This is a genomic window from Methyloferula stellata AR4 (genome assembly GCF_000385335.1).
GTDB lineage: Bacteria > Pseudomonadota > Alphaproteobacteria > Rhizobiales > Beijerinckiaceae > Methyloferula > Methyloferula stellata.
On the sequence record NZ_ARWA01000001.1, the window covers coordinates 399,029 to 415,858 of the forward strand.

General features: G+C 60.3%; 13 protein-coding genes. 8 read left to right on the forward strand and 5 right to left on the reverse strand.

Annotated features, from left to right (window positions below):
- Window positions 1-87: 87 nt before the first annotated feature.
- From A3OQ_RS0102025 to A3OQ_RS0102055, 7 genes are all read left to right on the forward strand, one after another.
- Window positions 88-1,011 carry an oxidoreductase gene (locus A3OQ_RS0102025; protein ID WP_020173683.1) on the forward strand — a complete coding sequence of 308 codons (924 nt, stop codon included), beginning with the start codon at window positions 88-90 and terminating at the stop codon, window positions 1,009-1,011.
- 107 nt (window positions 1,012-1,118) lie between these two features.
- Window positions 1,119-1,487 carry a DUF2946 family protein gene (locus tag A3OQ_RS0102030; protein ID WP_020173684.1) on the forward strand — a complete coding sequence of 123 codons (369 nt, stop codon included), beginning with the start codon at window positions 1,119-1,121 and terminating at the stop codon, window positions 1,485-1,487.
- Window positions 1,488-1,606: 119 nt separating this feature from the next.
- A complete protein-coding gene (locus A3OQ_RS0102035; RefSeq protein ID WP_152428286.1) occupies window positions 1,607-2,581 on the forward strand; it encodes a hypothetical protein in 975 nt (324 codons plus the stop codon).
- Between the two features lie 12 nt (window positions 2,582-2,593).
- Window positions 2,594-2,962, forward strand: coding sequence for a copper homeostasis periplasmic binding protein CopC (gene copC / locus A3OQ_RS0102040; RefSeq protein ID WP_020173686.1), 369 nt, complete (start codon window positions 2,594-2,596; stop codon window positions 2,960-2,962).
- Window positions 2,963-3,001: 39 nt separating this feature from the next.
- Window positions 3,002-3,946, forward strand: coding sequence for a copper homeostasis membrane protein CopD (copD, locus tag A3OQ_RS21130; RefSeq protein ID WP_020173687.1), 945 nt, complete (start codon window positions 3,002-3,004; stop codon window positions 3,944-3,946).
- Between the two features lie 186 nt (window positions 3,947-4,132).
- Window positions 4,133-4,501: a DUF2946 family protein gene (locus A3OQ_RS21135; protein WP_152428288.1), complete on the forward strand. Its 369-nt coding sequence runs from the start codon at window positions 4,133-4,135 to the stop codon at window positions 4,499-4,501.
- Window positions 4,502-4,580: 79 nt separating this feature from the next.
- Window positions 4,581-6,962, forward strand: coding sequence for a TonB-dependent receptor (locus A3OQ_RS0102055; protein WP_083931450.1), 2,382 nt, complete (start codon window positions 4,581-4,583; stop codon window positions 6,960-6,962).
- 217 nt (window positions 6,963-7,179) lie between these two features.
- Here A3OQ_RS0102055 and A3OQ_RS0102060 read toward each other — a convergent pair whose 3' ends face one another.
- The 4 genes from A3OQ_RS0102060 to hemH form a co-directional block, all read right to left on the reverse strand.
- Entirely contained in the window at window positions 7,180-8,226 is a 1,047-nt protein-coding gene (locus A3OQ_RS0102060; RefSeq protein WP_020173690.1) for an aldo/keto reductase, read from the reverse strand.
- Between the two features lie 76 nt (window positions 8,227-8,302).
- On the reverse strand, window positions 8,303-10,027 hold the full coding sequence (locus tag A3OQ_RS0102065; RefSeq protein WP_020173691.1) for a SulP family inorganic anion transporter: 1,725 nt from the start codon (window positions 10,025-10,027) through the stop codon (window positions 8,303-8,305).
- Window positions 10,024-10,395, reverse strand: a complete 372-nt coding sequence (locus tag A3OQ_RS21140) for a helix-turn-helix domain-containing protein (RefSeq protein WP_020173692.1) — start codon at window positions 10,393-10,395, stop codon at window positions 10,024-10,026. The genes A3OQ_RS0102065 and A3OQ_RS21140 overlap by 4 nt, the downstream gene beginning before the upstream one ends.
- 130 nt (window positions 10,396-10,525) lie before the next feature.
- Complete coding sequence (hemH, locus tag A3OQ_RS0102075) at window positions 10,526-11,569, reverse strand: ferrochelatase (RefSeq protein WP_244427242.1); 1,044 nt, start codon at window positions 11,567-11,569, stop codon at window positions 10,526-10,528.
- Window positions 11,570-11,669: 100 nt separating this feature from the next.
- Here hemH and A3OQ_RS0102080 point away from each other — a divergent pair, with 100 nt between their 5' ends.
- Window positions 11,670-13,190 (forward strand): bifunctional metallophosphatase/5'-nucleotidase, encoded by a 1,521-nt coding sequence (locus tag A3OQ_RS0102080; protein WP_020173694.1) that lies wholly within the window; start codon window positions 11,670-11,672, stop codon window positions 13,188-13,190.
- A 122-nt stretch (window positions 13,191-13,312) separates the two neighbouring features.
- Here the strand turns inward: A3OQ_RS0102080 and pyc are convergent, their stop codons facing one another.
- Window positions 13,313-16,780: a pyruvate carboxylase gene (gene pyc, locus A3OQ_RS0102085; protein WP_020173695.1), complete on the reverse strand. Its 3,468-nt coding sequence runs from the start codon at window positions 16,778-16,780 to the stop codon at window positions 13,313-13,315.
- Window positions 16,781-16,830: the final 50 nt, after the last annotated feature.

Sequence of the window (16,830 nt, forward strand, 5' to 3'; positions counted from 1 at the left end):
TGGTGCCTTCTTTCAATCCAGCCTGCGACTACGTACCTGAGCTTCAGCATTGGCCACCTTCAGTGCCAAGCGAGACGGGAGCGGAGCATGACCGGATGGACAACCAAGGATATTCCTTACCAAGCGGGTCGGCTCGCGCTCGTGACCGGCACCGGCGGGCTCGGCTATGAAACCGCACTGGCGCTCGCCACAGCAGGGGCCGACGTCGTGCTCGCCGGCCGCAATGAGACCAAAGGCGCGGAGTCGGTCGGCAAGATCAAGGCCGCGCATCCAAATGCGAAGATCACGTTCGAAAAGCTCGATCTCGCAAATCTTGCTGACATCGCAACCTTCAGCGCCCGCTTCGCGGCGGCGCATCCTTCGCTCGACCTTCTCATCAACAATGCCGGCGTGATGACGCCGCCGAAACGGCAAGAGACCAGCGATGGATTCGAGCTGCAATTCGGCACCAATCATCTCGGTCATTTCGCCCTGACCGCGCATCTTTTGCCTTTGCTGCGGCGCGGTTCGAGACCGCGCGTCGTCAATGTGAGCAGCCTTGCGCACCGGCGCGCGAAAATGAATTTCGACGATCTGCAATCGGCAAAGAGTTATTCGCCATCGTTCGCCTATGGCCAATCGAAGCTCGCCAATCTGCTGTTCACCTTCGAGCTGCAACGCCGCAGCGACGCCGCCGGCTGGGGCTTGATGAGCAATGCCGCCCATCCCGGCATTGCGCGGACGGAGCTCATCGCCAATGGGCCAGGCGCGGAGAGCTTCATGGCGCGCGTCTTCAACCTCTTGGTCAAGCCCTGGGCCAGCCAGTCGGCAGCCGATGGCGCCTTGCCGACTTTGTTCGCGGCCACGTCGCCGCACGCGGTCGGCGGCGGCTATTACGGCCCGGACAGACTCTTCGAATTGAAAGGCGCACCAAAACCGGCACGGATTGCAAATGCCGCGAAGGATTTTGCCGCCGCCGCGAGACTATGGAAGGTCTCGGAAGATCTGACCGGTGTGACATTTTCCGCATAGGCCCAATGCGATTATGCGACAGAGTCGCAGGCACGGGCCGCGCCTCTGGCCTTTCTCGAAAACCCGCATTAGGATCGCGCCATCACGGCAGCCAGCGGGGGCATGGGTTGCGGCGGCGTTTCGAACTTGGCCTGATCTTCAGCTTGATCACGCTACTGGTGCAGCTCATCGCACCGGTGAGCGCGACTTATGCTATGGCCAATGCCGGTCCGCTCGATGCGATGCCTATTTGCATGCATCAAGGCCAGGATACCGGCACGCCCGCGCCAGCCGGTCACGATAAATCCTGCCCATGCTGCACTTTATTATGCTCTGTCTCACACGCGGCCTTCCCGGCCCCGTCCGATATCCCGAGCACCATCGCAGCACCGCTGCGGCAACCGCAAAAGCTCATCTTTAAAGCCGCGCATGTCGTTCCGGCTCCGCACCGGATCGTTCCGCTCGCGCAACCCCGCGCGCCGCCCCTAAGCGTCTAAGAGAGACTCGTTTCGCTTAATCGCGAAACGTCTCGCCATTGTTCGCACGCCGATCTTGGGTGCCGCATCCGCGGCGCTCCATCGCGCCTGTCCATCTCTTAGCATTCATTGGGGCAACCATGTCTCTTTCGCATCTTATCGGCCGGCCGGGCGCATGCGCTACCGCGGCTCTCTTGATCGGCGCCTGCGCGGCGCACGCACATACAATCGTCGGCAATCGCGTGTTTCCGGCGACGCTCGCAATCGACGATCCAGGCGTCAACGACGAATTGGCGCTTCCGACTTTCGCTCATATGGCGACGGGTAATCCCGACGGCTCGCTCGGCTCTATTTCCACCAGCCTGGGCTGGGAATACGCCAAGACGATCACAGCGGATTTGGGATTTTTGGTCGGCTCCAACGGTATCACTTGGCAGAAAAACCCAAGCGCCGTCGGCTGGTCGAATATCGAAACCCAGTTGAAATATGTCTTCTACCAAAACCCCGAACACGAATTCATCGTCGCCGGGGCCGTGAACGTTGAATGGGGAAATACCGGCAGTTCCTCGGCCTCGTCCCTGCCATCAGATCCATTCTCGACGGTCACATTGAAAGCCTTTGCAGGCAAAGGTTTCGGCGATCTTCAGGCAGACTGGCTGCGCCCCATCGCGATCACCGGCGAAGTCGATTACAGTATGCCGACCACCGCCATAAGCCTGCTGGATGGATCGCAAAACCAATATTCCCTCACCTACGGCGCGACATTCCAATATAGCCTGCTCTATATGAACTCTTACGTTCAAGAAGTTCCGGACATCTTCAAAAGACTGATCCCCGCCTTTGAAGTCAGTTTCAACACGCCAACGTCGAACATCAATCCCGTGGTGCCGGGAGCGTTTGCACCATATAGGACGACCGGCGTGGTCGGCCCGTCGATTTATTACATCGGCTCCTATTTCGAAATTGGCGCGATGGCGCAGTTTCCGATCAATGGAGCCAGCGGCAAGCATGTGGGTGCCGTGGCTGTCATCGATTTCTTCCTGGACGACATCTTGCCCGACTCGCTCGGCAAACCTTTGTTCGGCCCATCCCAAGCACGCGGAAACCGCTATTAAGGAATCGCTCCCATGAAACACTTTCTAACGCTCGCCGCCGCTTTTCTCACCTGTGCTTTCACAGCGACCGCGGCCTTCGCGCATGCGTTCCTGGACAGAGCCGTTCCAGGCGTCGGCGCAACCGTCAACGGCTCGCCCAGCGAATTGCAGCTGACGTTCACGCAAAATATCGTTCCTGCTTTTTCGGGCGTCACGCTTGCCGCGGCGGGAGGCGCGGCCGTGCCCGTCGGAAAGCCGGCGCTCGATCCGTCAAATCAGAGCACGCTGCATGTGCCGCTCGGCCATGCACTGAAGCCCGGAACCTATGTCGTGAGCTGGCACGTGGTTTCGGTCGATACGCACCCGACCTCCGGCACTTATAAATTCACCGTCGCACCCTGACCCATGATGGATTAGGCCCAGGCGGCGAAGGGCGCGGCAATGGATGCCATCCCGATAATCTACGTCCTCTTCATCGCGCGCTGGATTCATTTCGCGGCGCTCTTCGTGTTGTTCGGGTCTTCGTTCTTTTGGTTCTACATGGGTCGCGAGCAATCCTCGGCGGGTTATGGCGGCCTGCCTCGAACGCGTCGCGCGACAATCATCTTGATGCGCGTCGCGGCTCCCATCGCGGCGATCTCCGGCATCCTATGGCTCGCCGGAATTCTCGCCAATATGACCGGCGGCTTCGATAATGTCGCCGATCCCGCGACTTTGCGGCTTTTCTTTTTTCAAACGGCCTTCGGTCCGGTGGCGATCTCTCGGCTCGCCCTGCTGGCTACGGCCATAGCGGTCATCCTTTTGCCGATGAAGGATCGCACCCGGCTTTCAACGCTCGCCGCCGTTGGCGCCCTGCTCCTCATCAACCAGGCCTGGCTCGGTCATGCGGCGGAAGGCGGCGCGGGCCTTTATGGAGCCTTGATGATTGCCGCCTATGGCGTCCATCTGCTCGCGGCCGGCGCCTGGGTTGGCGGTCTTCCGCCGCTCCTCTTCGCACTTGTCGAGGAGCGAAATTTCAATCCGAATGAAGCACGGCTTTGGACGCTCGACACCTTGTCGCGCTATTCCGTGATGGGGATGGTTGCCGTAACCTTGATCATCATCAGCGGCATTGCGAATGCAGGCTTTCGGGTCGCAGGCTCTTTCGGCAGGCTTTTCGACACATTCTATGGCGAGGTGCTCTTCGCCAAGATCGGCGTGGTGATGGCGATGCTGGCTCTCGCTTATGTCAATCGCTTCGTCTTGATGCCGGAGTTGCGGACCGCTTCTTTCAATGGGCTGACGCAGGCGAGAACGCTGCGTAGGAGCGCAACCTTCGAACTCGTCCTGGGCATCCTTGTTCTCGCTGTCGCCGCGGTGCTTGGCATCGCGCCGCCACCGCAATGAACCGGGAAGCATTCCGCGGTCCAATTGGGAAATTGCCCGCGTGCTTTTTCTTTCAAGCCGAAACGGCGAGATACTGCGTCAATCTGCACTTCGATGGAATTGTAAGATATCCGCCGTGCCACTGGCATTTTTCACAGTGTCATTCTACGGTTGCGGCATTGACACAGCAGCCAGCGGGGGCTCGGGTTGCGGCGGCGTATTGAGTTTGGCCTGATCTTTAGCCTGATCGCGCTATTGGTGCAGATCATTGCACCGACCGGCGCGACTTATGCCGTGGCCAATGCCAACCCGTTCGATGCTATGCCGATTTGCGCTCATCAAGGCGAAGACGGCAGCACGCCCGCGCCGACCGGGCATGACAAATCCTGTCCATGCTGCACATTGTTGTGCTCCGTCTCGCACGCGGCTTTTCCCGCGCCCGCCGATATCCCGGCAGCCATCGCGGCGCCACAGCGGCTACCGCAAAAGCTTGTCTTCAAAGTCGCGAGCTTCATTCCGGCCGCGCGCGCCTTCCTGCCTGTCGCGCAGCCGCGCGCACCACCCGCTTTCTCCTGATCGACGCCACAGCAGCCTGACGGCTGCGTCCGCTTCATCGCTGCTCGGTCTCACCGCCGAGATCAGGGGATTCACCTCCATGTTTTTTCGAGCTGCATGCCTTTCCGGCGCAAGTCCGTTTGCGCTTACTCTGGTGCTCGCCTTATCGCCATCCATCGCAAAGGCCGCATCCCCAACACAATTGCCGACGGTCGACGTAAATGGCGCTGGCGCGCCGGCGCCATCCGCGCCCGAACCTCTTGCCATTGGCGCCGATAATCCGCCGCCCATCGTGCAGAAATATCAATTGCCGCAACAGGTCGAGACGATTACCTCGCAGGAAATCGAACAGACGATCAATCTCAAGGATCCCGAAGATGCGATCAAATATCTGCCGAGCCTTTTTGTCCGCAAGCGCAACGACGGCGACAATCAGGCCGTGCTCGCGACGCGGACATGGGGTGTAAATTCAAGCGCCCGCACTTTGATCTATGCCGACGACATTCTGCTCTCGGCTCTGATCAATAATAACAACACCAATGGTTCGCCGCATTGGAATCTCGTCGCGCCGGAGTCGATCGCCCGGATCGATTTTCTCGAAGGGCCCTATGCCGCCGCTTATCCAGGCAATTCGATCGGCGGCGTGCTGCTCATCACCACGAAGATGCCGGACCAGCTTCTGATGACGGCGAAACAGACGGAATCGATCCAACCTTTCAACCAATACGGCACCAATCATACATTCGTGACGCATCAGACGAGCGCGGCCCTCGGCGACCGGCATGAGAACTTCTCATGGCTGCTCAACTTCAATTACCTCGACTCTTATGCGCAACCGCTCACCTATACGACGAGCGCCACCATTCCCGCCGGAACGGCCGGCACCTTCCTGGCTCTGAACAAACAGGGACTCGCCGCCAATGTACTCGGCACAGGCGCGCTGACGCATTCGCAGCAGATCGTCACTAATCTGAAGCTCGCCTATGATTTCACACCCTGGCTGCAAGGCCGCTACACGCTTGGCTTTTGGTCGAACGATCAAAATTCCAATCCGGTGAGCTATCTCACCTCGACAGCGACCGGTGGTCCGACCTTTGGCGGCGTCGCGGGTTTCGCAGGCAACAACTATCAATGGACCGAGAAGCACCTTGCTAATGCGCTGTCGCTCGCGAGCGATACGCACGGTGCTTTCGACTTCGATGTTGCCATTTCCACCTATAATTATCTGACTGACATTCAACGCTACCCCTTCACGGTAACGCCGACGGGCATAGGCTTTTCCGAGATCGGCAAGGTCCAACGCATGGATGGCACGAATTGGCAGAACGCCGATTTGAAAGGCGTCTACCGGCCTTTCGGCATCAATGGACCGAACGAATTGAGCTTCGGTCTGCACGGCGACCGTTACGTACTCAACAATCCGACCTATCAAACACCAGCCTGGAATTTTGGATCGGATGTCGGCAATGGCCAGTTCTATTCGAACGGACAGGGCAAGACGGAGACAGGTGCGCTTTGGGCGCAGGACATGTGGAAAATCCTGCCCAATCTGAAACTGACCGTCGGCACGCGCTTAGAGACGTGGAATGCCTTTGACGGCCTCAACGTGAGCACCACCACAAGTTCGGCCGGCGCGATCACCGGCACGAAATCCGTGTTCCAGCCGCGCGAACATTCGGCCAATGCCTCACCCAAAGCCTCGCTTACCTGGTCCGTGACGCCCGAATGGGATGTCATCGGCTCTTTCGGGGAAGCCTATCGCTATCCGACGGTCGGCGAACTCTATCAGACCGTCACCTCGGGCTCGGCCATTGTGATTCCCAATCCCAACCTCACGCCTGAGCAGGACCTGTCAACCGAGGTCAACGTCGAACGCAAATGGGCGGACGGCAAGGTGCGCCTGTCCATATTCCAGGAGACCGTTCACAACGCGCTTATCTCGCAGACGAATTTCGTCAATGCCGGATCGACCCAAGTGGCGGTGACATCGGTCGGAAATATCGATGCGATCCGCAATCAGGGCGTCGAGCTCGCCGCGCAAAAAAACAACGTGCTGTTCAAAGGCGTCGAACTTTTCGGCAACATCACCTATGTCGATGCGCGCATTCTATCCGATCCGACTTGGGCGGGTTCCAATCCTTTGACCGGGAAGCCGGATACGGTCGTCGGCAAGCGCGTGCCCTATGTGCCGGACTGGCGTTCGACCATAGGCGTCACCTACAGGCCCGATACGCATTGGGCCTTTACGGTCGCCGCCCGCTATAGCGGCAAGCAATATTCGACCTTGGACAACACCGACATCATTCCGCATGTCTATGGCGCTTTCGACCGTTTCATCGTGGTCGATACGCGCATTCATTACGATGCGACTGAAAATGTCGCTTTCGACTTCGGCATAGACAATCTCAACAACGAGAAATATTTCCTGTTCCATCCCTTTCCGGGACGGACATTCGTCGCCGATGCGAGGATTAAATTCTGACGTCCGTGCGGCAGTTCAGCCGTGGCGGCACGCATCGATTTAGGGTCATGACTTAGATGACTATGCAACTCAAACCCTCATCCTGAGGAGCGTTCCGTCAGGAACGCGTCTCGAAGGAGAGGGTTTGGAGGAGAGCAATGTAATGCCGATCCCTCGTCCTTCGAGACGCGCACCTATCGGCGCGCTCCTCAGGATGAGGGATCTTATAGGTCGCGGCCTAGGCCTGCGGCATCTCCGGACCCTTGCCCGCGCCCGTCGCCTTGATGGCGGCGGCGATCCCGGCCATGTCGTCCTTGGTCAGTTCGAGCCGGCCCGCGTCGATCCAGCCGTCGATCTGTGCCGCATTGCGGGCGCCGACGATGGCGCCGGTGACGCCCGGCCAGGCGAGCGTCCAGGCAAGCGCCACTGAAGCGACCGTCGTCTTGTGACGCTCCGCGATCGGCTTGAATGCATCGGCGAGCTTCAGATTGGCGATGAGCTTGTCGCCCTGATATTCGCCATTGCGCGAACGCCAATCGTCCTTCGGCAAAGCCTTGGCGCGCTCCACTGTGAACGCCCCCGTGAGGAGGCCGGCCTGCATCGGACTATAGACGATGACGCCGGTTTCATGCGCATGGCACCAGGGGATTTCGGCGCCCGCGACCTCGCGGCGAATGGCGGAGAAAGGCGGCTGCAGCGTCTCGACATGGCCGATGCGCTCGGCTGCTTCCAATTGCGCGACATTATGATTGGAGAGGCCGACGGCCCGCACCTTGCCCTCTTTCTTCATGTCGAGAAGCACCTGCCAATAGACATCAAGCGGCGTGCCGTCCTCGGCCGGCCAATGCATCTGATAAAGATCGATGCGCTCGACGCCGAGCCGCTTCAACGAGGCCTCGACTTCGCGCTTCAGGCTCGCCGGTGCGCCGACCTGTTTCGGAAAGGCTTTGCGGTCCTTCTCGTCCCAGACGAGGCCGCACTTTGTGAAGACATAGGGACGTTCGCTTTGCGGAATATCGGCCAAGGCCTGCCGGACGACCTCTTCCGAATGGCCAAGGCCATAGACCGCCGCCGTATCGATCCAATTCACGCCGCTCCTGATCGCGTGCTGGATGGCCGCGATCGAATCACGATCATCCTGCGTGCCCCAGCCAACGGCCCAGTCCGCGCCGCCGATCGCCCAGGCGCCAAAGCCGACGCGGGTGATGTTCATGTCGGTGCGGCCGAGACGGCGGGTCGGCAGAGCCGCGGCAGGCGCGGAGCGTTCAAGAGTGGTGGTGGTCATCTGCTATCTCCTCTTTTGGCGGAAAATGGAGCGATGACCGCCTTGTTTCAAATGTAATACTGCGACGAAACCGGTCTCATCGATCAATTAAAATTGCGCTCTGGAGCGGCTCTGCCGCAGGCTGCAAAGCCGCATGCGCGGCAGCTATTCCGGCGCTGACATCGGCATAAAAAGATACATCGGGCCGGCGCACGCCATGCGTCCGCAAGATGCGCCGGACATGTCCGTGTGCGCCGGTCACATAGATGGCGACGCCCTGGCGGCGGGACTTGCGGACGAATCCCTCGATCGCCGCCGCCGCCGTCGAATCGAGCATCGGCACCGCCGAGACATCGATGACATAGGCCTTTGGAAATTCGGCGATCGAATCGAGCGCGGCTGCGACCGTCGCCGCCGCCCCGAAAAAGAAAGCGCCGGAGATTCGATAGACGATGACATCCCGGTCCGTCGCGACGGAGGCATCATAAGGTGTCCCCGCATCGTCTTCGTCTTCCGCGCCCGGATGACCGCTCTCGATCTCGACGGCCTGCGCCATGCGATGCAGGAACAAAAGAGCCGCCAAGGAGAAGCCGACCACGATGCCGGTCGCCAGATCGCGAAAGATCGTGAGCAGAAAGGTCGCGACCAAGACAAGCGCATCGCCGCGCGAGGCCAGCAGCAATCGCGCGAAGGCATGGCGCTCGGCCATGTTCCAGGCGACCACGCCGAGGAGGCCTGCCAGTGCGGCCAGGGGAATATAGGCTGCAAGCGGGGCGGCAACCGCCATGAAGAGAAGAACGAAGAGCGCGTGCAGTATGCCGGCCATCGGGCTGCGCGCACCCGAGCGAACATTGGTCGCGGTGCGCGCGATTGTGCCCGTCACGCAAATGCCGCCGAAAAGCGCGGACGCTATATTGGCAGTGCCTTGCGCCACAAGTTCGCAATTGGAGCGATGCCGCCGGCCCGTCATGCTATCGGCGACCACGGCCGACAACAGGCTTTCGATACTGCCCAGAAGCGCGAAAGAGATCGCCGCCGGCAGGACCGCCATCACTTTATCGAGCGAGATCACCGGCAGTTGCGGCATTGGCAGGCCGTGCGAAATGCCGCCGAAGCGCGTGCCGATCGTCTCGATCGGCAGGCCGAAGGCCCATGTCGCCAAAGATGCCATGGCGACGGCGATCAAGAGGCTCGGCCAATGCGGCCTGTAATGCTTCAAACCGACAATCGTCACGATGCTTAAAAGCGCGATCGCCAGCGCGGGCGCGCTGAAGGTCGGCAAAGCCTCGCCAATCGCTTTGAGCTTGGGCAGAAGTTCGCCCGGCTCGCTGCCGGCGAGATGCAGCCCGAGCAGATCCTTGATCTGACTCGCAAAGATGATGACCGCGATGCCCGCCGTGAATCCGACCGTCACCGGATAGGGAATATATTTGATGAAGGTGCCGAGCCGCAGAAAGCCGATGCAGAGAAGCATGAGCCCGGACAGCATGGTCGCGAGGATGAGCCCTTCGACGCCATGGGCCGCGACCGTTGCCGCGACCAGCACGATGAAGGCGCCGGCCGGGCCGCCGATCTGAAACCGGCTGCCGCTGAGCAAGGACACGAAGAAGCCGCCGACGATTGCCGTATAAAGCCCGCGATCGGGCGTCACGCCCGAAGCAATGGCGATCGCCATCGACAGCGGGATCGCGACGATGGCGACGGTGAGACCCGCGATCACGTCGGCGCGAAAATCGGCAAGCCCATAGCGCTCGCTGAGAACGGTGACGAGTTTCGGCGTGAACAGATCCCAAAATGTCGGCTGCAGTGCGCGTGCGTTCATGACGATCCTTCAATCCGCCTTGCCCGCGCGGCGCCTTGGGCCCGGCGCTGCTTCGGCGCAATCATGGGACGGCCGGTCTCGCCCGCGACCGTCTCGCTGTCTTTGCTGCGCACGCCCGTGCCGGGCTCCTTGAAACGCACGCCTCGGCCACTGCCGCCGCTCGCCATGTTGTCGCCGATCAATTCGATGCCCGCCTGGTCGAAAGCCGCGACCACACGCATCAACGTATCGACGACACCGCGGACGACTCCATCGCTTGCTTCCATGCGTTGGATCGTCGGCTGCGAGATGCCGGAGAGGATCGCGAGCTCACGCTGGTCGATTCCCAAAAGCGCTCTAGCAGCACGCATTTGCGCGGCAGTGATCATGTATCATCCTATCCTGGATATGAGTGATGATATGATATATATCAAAATACACATAAATAATGGGTATTTCACTCCGCCAAATGGCAGAGCGAATGTGCGACAATAGAGCGCATGAATGGAATGAGGGCTTTTAAACCCAGCCCGAGAGCTCGCGTTTCACGAGATCGAAGATGACGCTCATGCCTTCCTCGCTCTCGTTCAGGCACGGGATGCGCGCGAATTTCTGCCCGCCGGCCGAGAGGAAATAATCGCGGTTCTCGATACCGATTTCTTCGATCGTCTCCAAGCAATCGGCGACGAAGCCCGGCGTGATGATCGCGAGCTTTTTCACGCCTTGGCCCGGAAGCGCCTTCACGGTCTCGTCCGTATAGGGCTTCAGCCATTGCGCCGGTCCGAAGCGCGATTGGAAGGTCAAGCGGAATTGATCGTCGCTATACCCCATGGCGTCGCGCAGCAGCCTTCGCGTTTCCTCGCATTGCACGGCATATGGGTCGCCCTTGTCGACATAGGCCTGCGGCATGCCGTGGAAGGAGGCGAGGATCACCTCCGGAGTGAAATCGAGCTTGGCCAGTTCCTTGCGCAGGGAAGCTGCGAGCGCCTCTATATAGGCCGGCTGATCGAAATAGGGATGCGCTACCCGCAATGTCGGCTGCCAGCGCATTTTGGAAAGGACTTCGAAGGCCTTGTCGCAGACGGTCGCCGAAGTCGCAGCCGCATATTGCGGATAAAGCGGCACCAGGAGGATCCGGTCGCAGCCGTGCTTTTGCAGGGAATGGATCGCTTCCTCGATCGCGGGCTCGCCATAGCGCATCGCCCAGGCGACGCGGACCTTTTCTTCGGGAAAGCCAAGGCTGCCGATTTCGATGGCTGTTTCGAGCGTTTCCGCCTGCGCGCGCGTCATCGTTTTCAGCGGCGCTTCATCGCGCGCTTTGTTCCAGATTGCCGCGTAATCGGTGCCCTTGCGGGCGGGCCGGGTCGAAAGAATGATGAGATTGAGGATCGGCCACCAGATGAGACGCGGCGTCTCGATCACGCGGCGGTCCGACAGGAATTCCTTCAGATAACGCCGCATCGACCAGTAATCCGTGCCGGACGGCGAGCCGAGATTGACCAAAAGCACGCCGATCCGGCCGCCATAGGCGGTCGTCGCAGAGATTGGAGATAAAGCATTCATCGCTTCATGCACTCGGGCTTTTGGCATCATAATATGATCAACTATCTATGTGAAAGAACGCGCTGCAAAAGTCAGCTAACATGATCTTGATGGACCCTGCATGCCGTATCTGACCCGCCGCGCGACGCTGGCCTCCTTGGCCGCCGGCACCAGCCTCATTCCTTTACGCGCTGTGGCCGAGCCTGTCGCGCATCTGACCTTTGTCCTCGTCAACGACGTCTACGAGATGGACGAGAACGCCCAAAAGCGCGGCGGCCTTGCAAGGCTTGCGACGGTGGTGAAGACGGAACGCGCGCGCGCCTTGCGCGAGGGCCGGACGTTAAATTTCGTTCATGCCGGCGACACGCTCTCGCCAAGCCTGATGTCAAGCTTCGATCAAGGCCGGCACATGATCGCGCTCTTCAACGATCTCGGCCTCGATATTTTCGTGCCCGGCAATCATGAATTCGATTTCGGCCCCGAAGTCTATTCACAGCGGATTGATGAGGCGCATTTCGCGATCCTCGCCGCCAATCTGCGCGATGCCTCCGGCCAAGCGCTGCCGCATCACCAGGATATGCTGAGCCGCGACGTCAGTGGCGTGAAACTGGCTTTCATCGGCGCCGCTTATGACGCAACGCCCATGGCATCGCGCAGCGGAGACTTGAGCTTTGCGTCGACGCTCGCGACGATCAAGGACAAAGCCAAAGCGGCACGGGCCAATGGCGCCGATTTCGTGGTTGCGATCGTCCATGCCGACAAGGCGACAGGCAGCGCCTTGATGGCGGCGCACCAAGTGGATCTCATCCTCTCCGGCCATAACCACGATCTCCATCTCGATTTCGACGGCCGCACGGCTTTGGCGGAATCGCATCAAGACGCCAATTACGTGGTCGTCATCGATATCGACCTTGCCAAATCGAAGACCGAACCCTCGGGTCTCGTCTGGTGGCCGGATTTCAAGGTTGTCGATACGGCAAGCGTCGCGCCGGACGAGGAGATCCTCGACAAGACCCGCGCCTATCAAGGCGCGCTCTCGAAAGAACTCGATATGGAGGTCGCGACGCTCGCGGCTCCGCTCGACAGCCATACGGAGCTCGTGCGCACGCAGGAATGCGCCATCGGCAATCTCGTCGCCGATGCGCTTCGGGCCTCCGTGGGCGCCGACATCGCGATCACCAATGGCGGGGGTATCAGAGGCAACAGGATCTATGAAACGGGCTCGGATTGGACACGCCGCAACGTGCTCGTGGAATTGCCTTTCGGCAATAAGGTCGTCTCGGCCAATATGAGTGGCCAGGCGATCCTGACGGCGCTCGAAAACGGCTTTTCGCGTCTGCCGCAGGCCAGCGGCCGATTTCCGCAAATCTCAGGGCTTAAAGTGACGATCGCGCCTGCTGCCGCGCCCGGATCGCGCGTGCAATCGGCGCTCGTCAACGGCGAAGCGCTCGACCCTGCCCGCACCTATAAGCTTGCCAGCAATGATTTCATGGCGCGCGGCGGCGACGGCTATACGATGTTTGCGGGCGACGGCATCACGGTCGACACGGGCGATATTCTATTGGCCCGCGCGGTGATGGACTACGCGCAAAAGCTTCAGACGATCGACGCGAAGGTCGAGGGGCGGATCGTTGAGGTGTGATGCCGCCTTTAAACGCTGTCATGGCCGGGCTCGTCCCGGCCATCCACGTTCTAAGGTGATGTGAAAGGCATGGATGGCCGGGACAAGCCCGGCCATGACGCTTCCACGAAGGAAGCTGACGATCACGCAATTATCATGATGAGGTCCTTGGCCTCCACCGGCTGACCCGGGAAAATCAGGATCTCCGACACTTTCCCGTCGCGCGGCGCGCGCAAGGCGGTCTCCATTTTCATGGCTTCGAGCGAAAGAAGCACGTCGCCTGCCTTCACCATCTGGCCAAGTTGCACGGAGAGCACCGCGACGACACCCGGCATGGGCGCAGCCACATGACCGTCGTTGCCGTCCTCGGCCTTGCGGCGCGCCGGCAGCATGGCGACCGCTGCGCGGTTCGGAATTTTCACGATGCGCGGCTGCCCGTTGAGTTCGAAGAAGACGCGCACTTGGCCCTCTTCTTCCGTCTCGCCGATGGCCTGCAAGCGGATGATGAGAGTCTTGCCCTTTTCGATCGTGACGGCGATCTCCTCGCCGATCTGCATGCCGTAAAAATAGACTGGCGTCGGCAGGCAGGAGACCGGCCCATATTTGCGCGCGACGCCCGCGAAATCGGCGAAGATTTTCGGATACATCAAATAAGACGCGAGCGCGCGATCGTCGAGCGGCTCGCCAAGGCGCTTCTCGCCCTCTTCACGCACAGCTTTGAAATCGGCCGGCGGCAGAAGCGTGCCTGCACGCACCGTGATCGGCTTGTCGCCGTTCAAGGCCTTCTTCTGCAAGGCCGGCGGCCAGCCGCCTGGAGGCTGGCCGAGATCGCCATGCAGCATTTCGACGACGGAGCCCGGAAAAGCGATCTCGCGATCGGGATCGAGCACATCTTCCGGCGTCAGCCCTTGCGATACCATGACCAGCGCCATGTCGCCGACCACTTTGGAGGATGGCGTCACTTTGACGATATCGCCGAACATGTCATTCGCCGCGCGATAGGCTTTGGCGACTTCATGCCAGCGCGATTCAAGGCCGAGCGAGCGTGCCTGCTCCTTCAGATTGGTGAATTGGCCGCCCGGCATTTCGTGCATATAGACTTCCGACGCGCCCGCCTTCAGGTCGCTTTCGAATGCCGCATATTGCGTGCGCACAGCTTCCCAATAGAAACTCAAACGGCGAATCGCCTCCGGATCGAGTTCCGTATTGCCTTCGACATGGCGCAGTGCCTCGACGATCGATCCAAGGCAAGGCTGCGAAGTCGCGCCCGACATCGCATCCATGGCCGCATCAACCGCATCGACGCCGGCTTGCACCGCGACGAGCACGCTCGCGCCCGAAATGCCGGACGTGTCATGCGTATGCAGATGGATCGGCAGCCCGACCTCCTGCTTCAAGGCTTTGATGAGCACGGCGGCGGAAGCGGGCTTCAACAACCCCGCCATATCCTTCAAGCCGATGATGTGGCAGCCCGCCTGCTCAAGCTCCCTGGCAAGGCTCGTATAATATTTGAGAGAATATTTGGCGCGATCGGGATCGAGAATATCGCCTGTATAGCAGATCGCGCCTTCGGCGAGCTTGCCCGCTTCGCAGACGGCATCGATCGAGACCCGCATATTCTCGATCCAATTCAGGCAATCAAAAATGCGGAAGAGATCGACGCCGGCCTCGGCCGATTGGTTGATGAAGAAGCGGATTACATTATCCGGGTAATTCGTGTAGCCGACGCCATTGGCGCCGCGCACCAGCATCTGCAACAGAATGTTCGGCACGCGCTCGCGCAGGATCGCGAGGCGCTCCCAAGGATCCTCGTTCAAAAAGCGCATGGCGACATCGAAGGTCGCGCCGCCCCAGCATTCGAGCGAGAAGAGCTGCGGCAGCCCGCGCGCATAGGCTTCGGCAGATTCTACGATGTCGAAGGTCCGCATGCGCGTCGCAAGCAGAGATTGATGCGCGTCGCGCAAGGTCGTGTCGGTGACGAGCACACGCTTTTGCTCGAGCATCCATTGCGCGAAGCCCTTGGCTCCAAGCCGGTCGAAGATCTGCTTCGTGCCTTCGACGCCCAGCTTCGGCGCAAATCGCGGCACTTCGGGCTTGCGCGCCTCGGCCGGCGGCTTGGCCCGGCCCTTGACCTCCGGGTGTCCGTTCACGGTCACATCGGCGATATAGGTCAGGAGCTTCGTCGCGCGGTCGGCGCGCTTCATGAACTGGAAGAGATCCGGCGTCTCGTCGATGAAACGCGTCGTATATTCATTTGCCGCGAATTTCGGATGCCGCAGCACGGCTTCGAGAAAGGCGAGATTGGTCGCGATGCCGCGGATGCGATATTCGCGCAAGGCCCGGGTCATTCGCGCGATCGTCTCTTCCGGTGTCGGCGCCCAAGCCGTCACCTTTTCGAGCATCGGATCGTAGAAGCGTGTGACCACCGCGCCCGAATAGGCTGTGCCGCCATCGACACGGATACCGAAGCCAAAGGCGCCGCGATAGGCGGTGATGCGGCCATAATCCGGAATGAAATTATTCTCCGGATTTTCCGTCGTGATCCGGCATTGCAACGCATGGCCGGACAGCTTGATCTCATCTTGCGGCGGGATGCCCGTCTCTTCGACTTTGCCAAGGTGCCCACCCGCCGCGATCTTGATCTGCGCCTTGACGATATCGAGCCCGGTGACGACTTCCGTCACGGTATGTTCGACCTGGATGCGCGGATTGACCTCAATGAAATAAAACGCGCCCGTATCGGCATCCATCAAGAATTCGACCGTGCCCGCGCCCACATAATCCGTCGCCCGGCCGATCTTCAGTGCCGCATCGGCAAAGGCCTGGCGCTGCTCCGGCGTCAGATAGGGTGCCGGGGCGCGTTCGATGACTTTCTGATGCCGGCGTTGAATCGAACAATCGCGCTCGAAGAGATGCAGCAACGTGCCATGCGTGTCGCCTAGAATCTGCACCTCGATATGGCGCGCGTGCTTCACGAGCTTTTCGAGATAGACTTCATCCTTGCCAAAGGCGGATTTGGCTTCGCGCTTGCCCGCGGCGACGGCATCCAAAAGACCGTCTTCGCTTTCGACCGGCCGCATGCCGCGGCCGCCGCCGCCCCATGAGGCTTTGAGCATGACCGGATAGCCGATCTCCGCGGCGCGTTTCTTGATGTCGTCTGGCGCATCGGACAAAGGCTCGGTCGCCGGCATGACCGGAACGCCGACTGAGATCGCGAGATTGCGCGCTGATACCTTATTACCGAGCGTGCGCATGGTCTGCGGCGACGGGCCGATGAACTTTATGCCCGCAGCGGCGCAGGCATCGGCGAATTCCGGGCTTTCGGATAAAAAGCCATAGCCCGGATGGATCGCATCGACCTCCGCTTCTTTCGCGACGCGGATCACTTCGGCAATCGACAGATAGGCTTCGAGCGGTCCGAGATTCTTATCGGCGCCGACGCCCTTGCCGACCTGATAGGCCTCATCGGCTTTGAAGCGATGCAGCGACAGTTTGTCTTCTTCGGCATAGATCGCGACGGTGCCAATGCCGAGTTCGGTCGCGGCCCGGAACACGCGAATGGCTATTTCGGACCGATTGGCGACGAGCAGCTTCTTGAAAGGTGGCGGCATTGACGTTCCGGGCTTCAATGGCAGGGTCCGGGCTCAGGCCTCAAGCAGAG

Excerpts from the sequence above, each read along its gene's own strand:
- A3OQ_RS0102025 (WP_020173683.1), top strand. The coding sequence starts at position 88 with ATGACCGGATGGACAACCAAGGATATTCCTTACCAAGCGGGTCGGCTC.
- A3OQ_RS0102035 (WP_152428286.1), top strand. The coding sequence starts at position 1,607 with ATGTCTCTTTCGCATCTTATCGGCCGGCCGGGCGCATGCGCTACCGCG.
- copC (WP_020173686.1), top strand. The coding sequence starts at position 2,594 with ATGAAACACTTTCTAACGCTCGCCGCCGCTTTTCTCACCTGTGCTTTC.
- copD (WP_020173687.1), top strand. The coding sequence starts at position 3,002 with ATGGATGCCATCCCGATAATCTACGTCCTCTTCATCGCGCGCTGGATT.
- A3OQ_RS0102055 (WP_083931450.1), top strand. The coding sequence starts at position 4,581 with ATGTTTTTTCGAGCTGCATGCCTTTCCGGCGCAAGTCCGTTTGCGCTT.
- A3OQ_RS0102060 (WP_020173690.1), bottom strand. The coding sequence starts at position 8,226 with ATGACCACCACCACTCTTGAACGCTCCGCGCCTGCCGCGGCTCTGCCG.
- A3OQ_RS0102065 (WP_020173691.1), bottom strand. The coding sequence starts at position 10,027 with ATGAACGCACGCGCACTGCAGCCGACATTTTGGGATCTGTTCACGCCG.
- A3OQ_RS21140 (WP_020173692.1), bottom strand. The coding sequence starts at position 10,395 with ATGATCACTGCCGCGCAAATGCGTGCTGCTAGAGCGCTTTTGGGAATC.
- hemH (WP_244427242.1), bottom strand. The coding sequence starts at position 11,569 with ATGAATGCTTTATCTCCAATCTCTGCGACGACCGCCTATGGCGGCCGG.
- A3OQ_RS0102080 (WP_020173694.1), top strand. The coding sequence starts at position 11,670 with ATGCCGTATCTGACCCGCCGCGCGACGCTGGCCTCCTTGGCCGCCGGC.
- pyc (WP_020173695.1), bottom strand. The coding sequence starts at position 16,780 with ATGCCGCCACCTTTCAAGAAGCTGCTCGTCGCCAATCGGTCCGAAATA.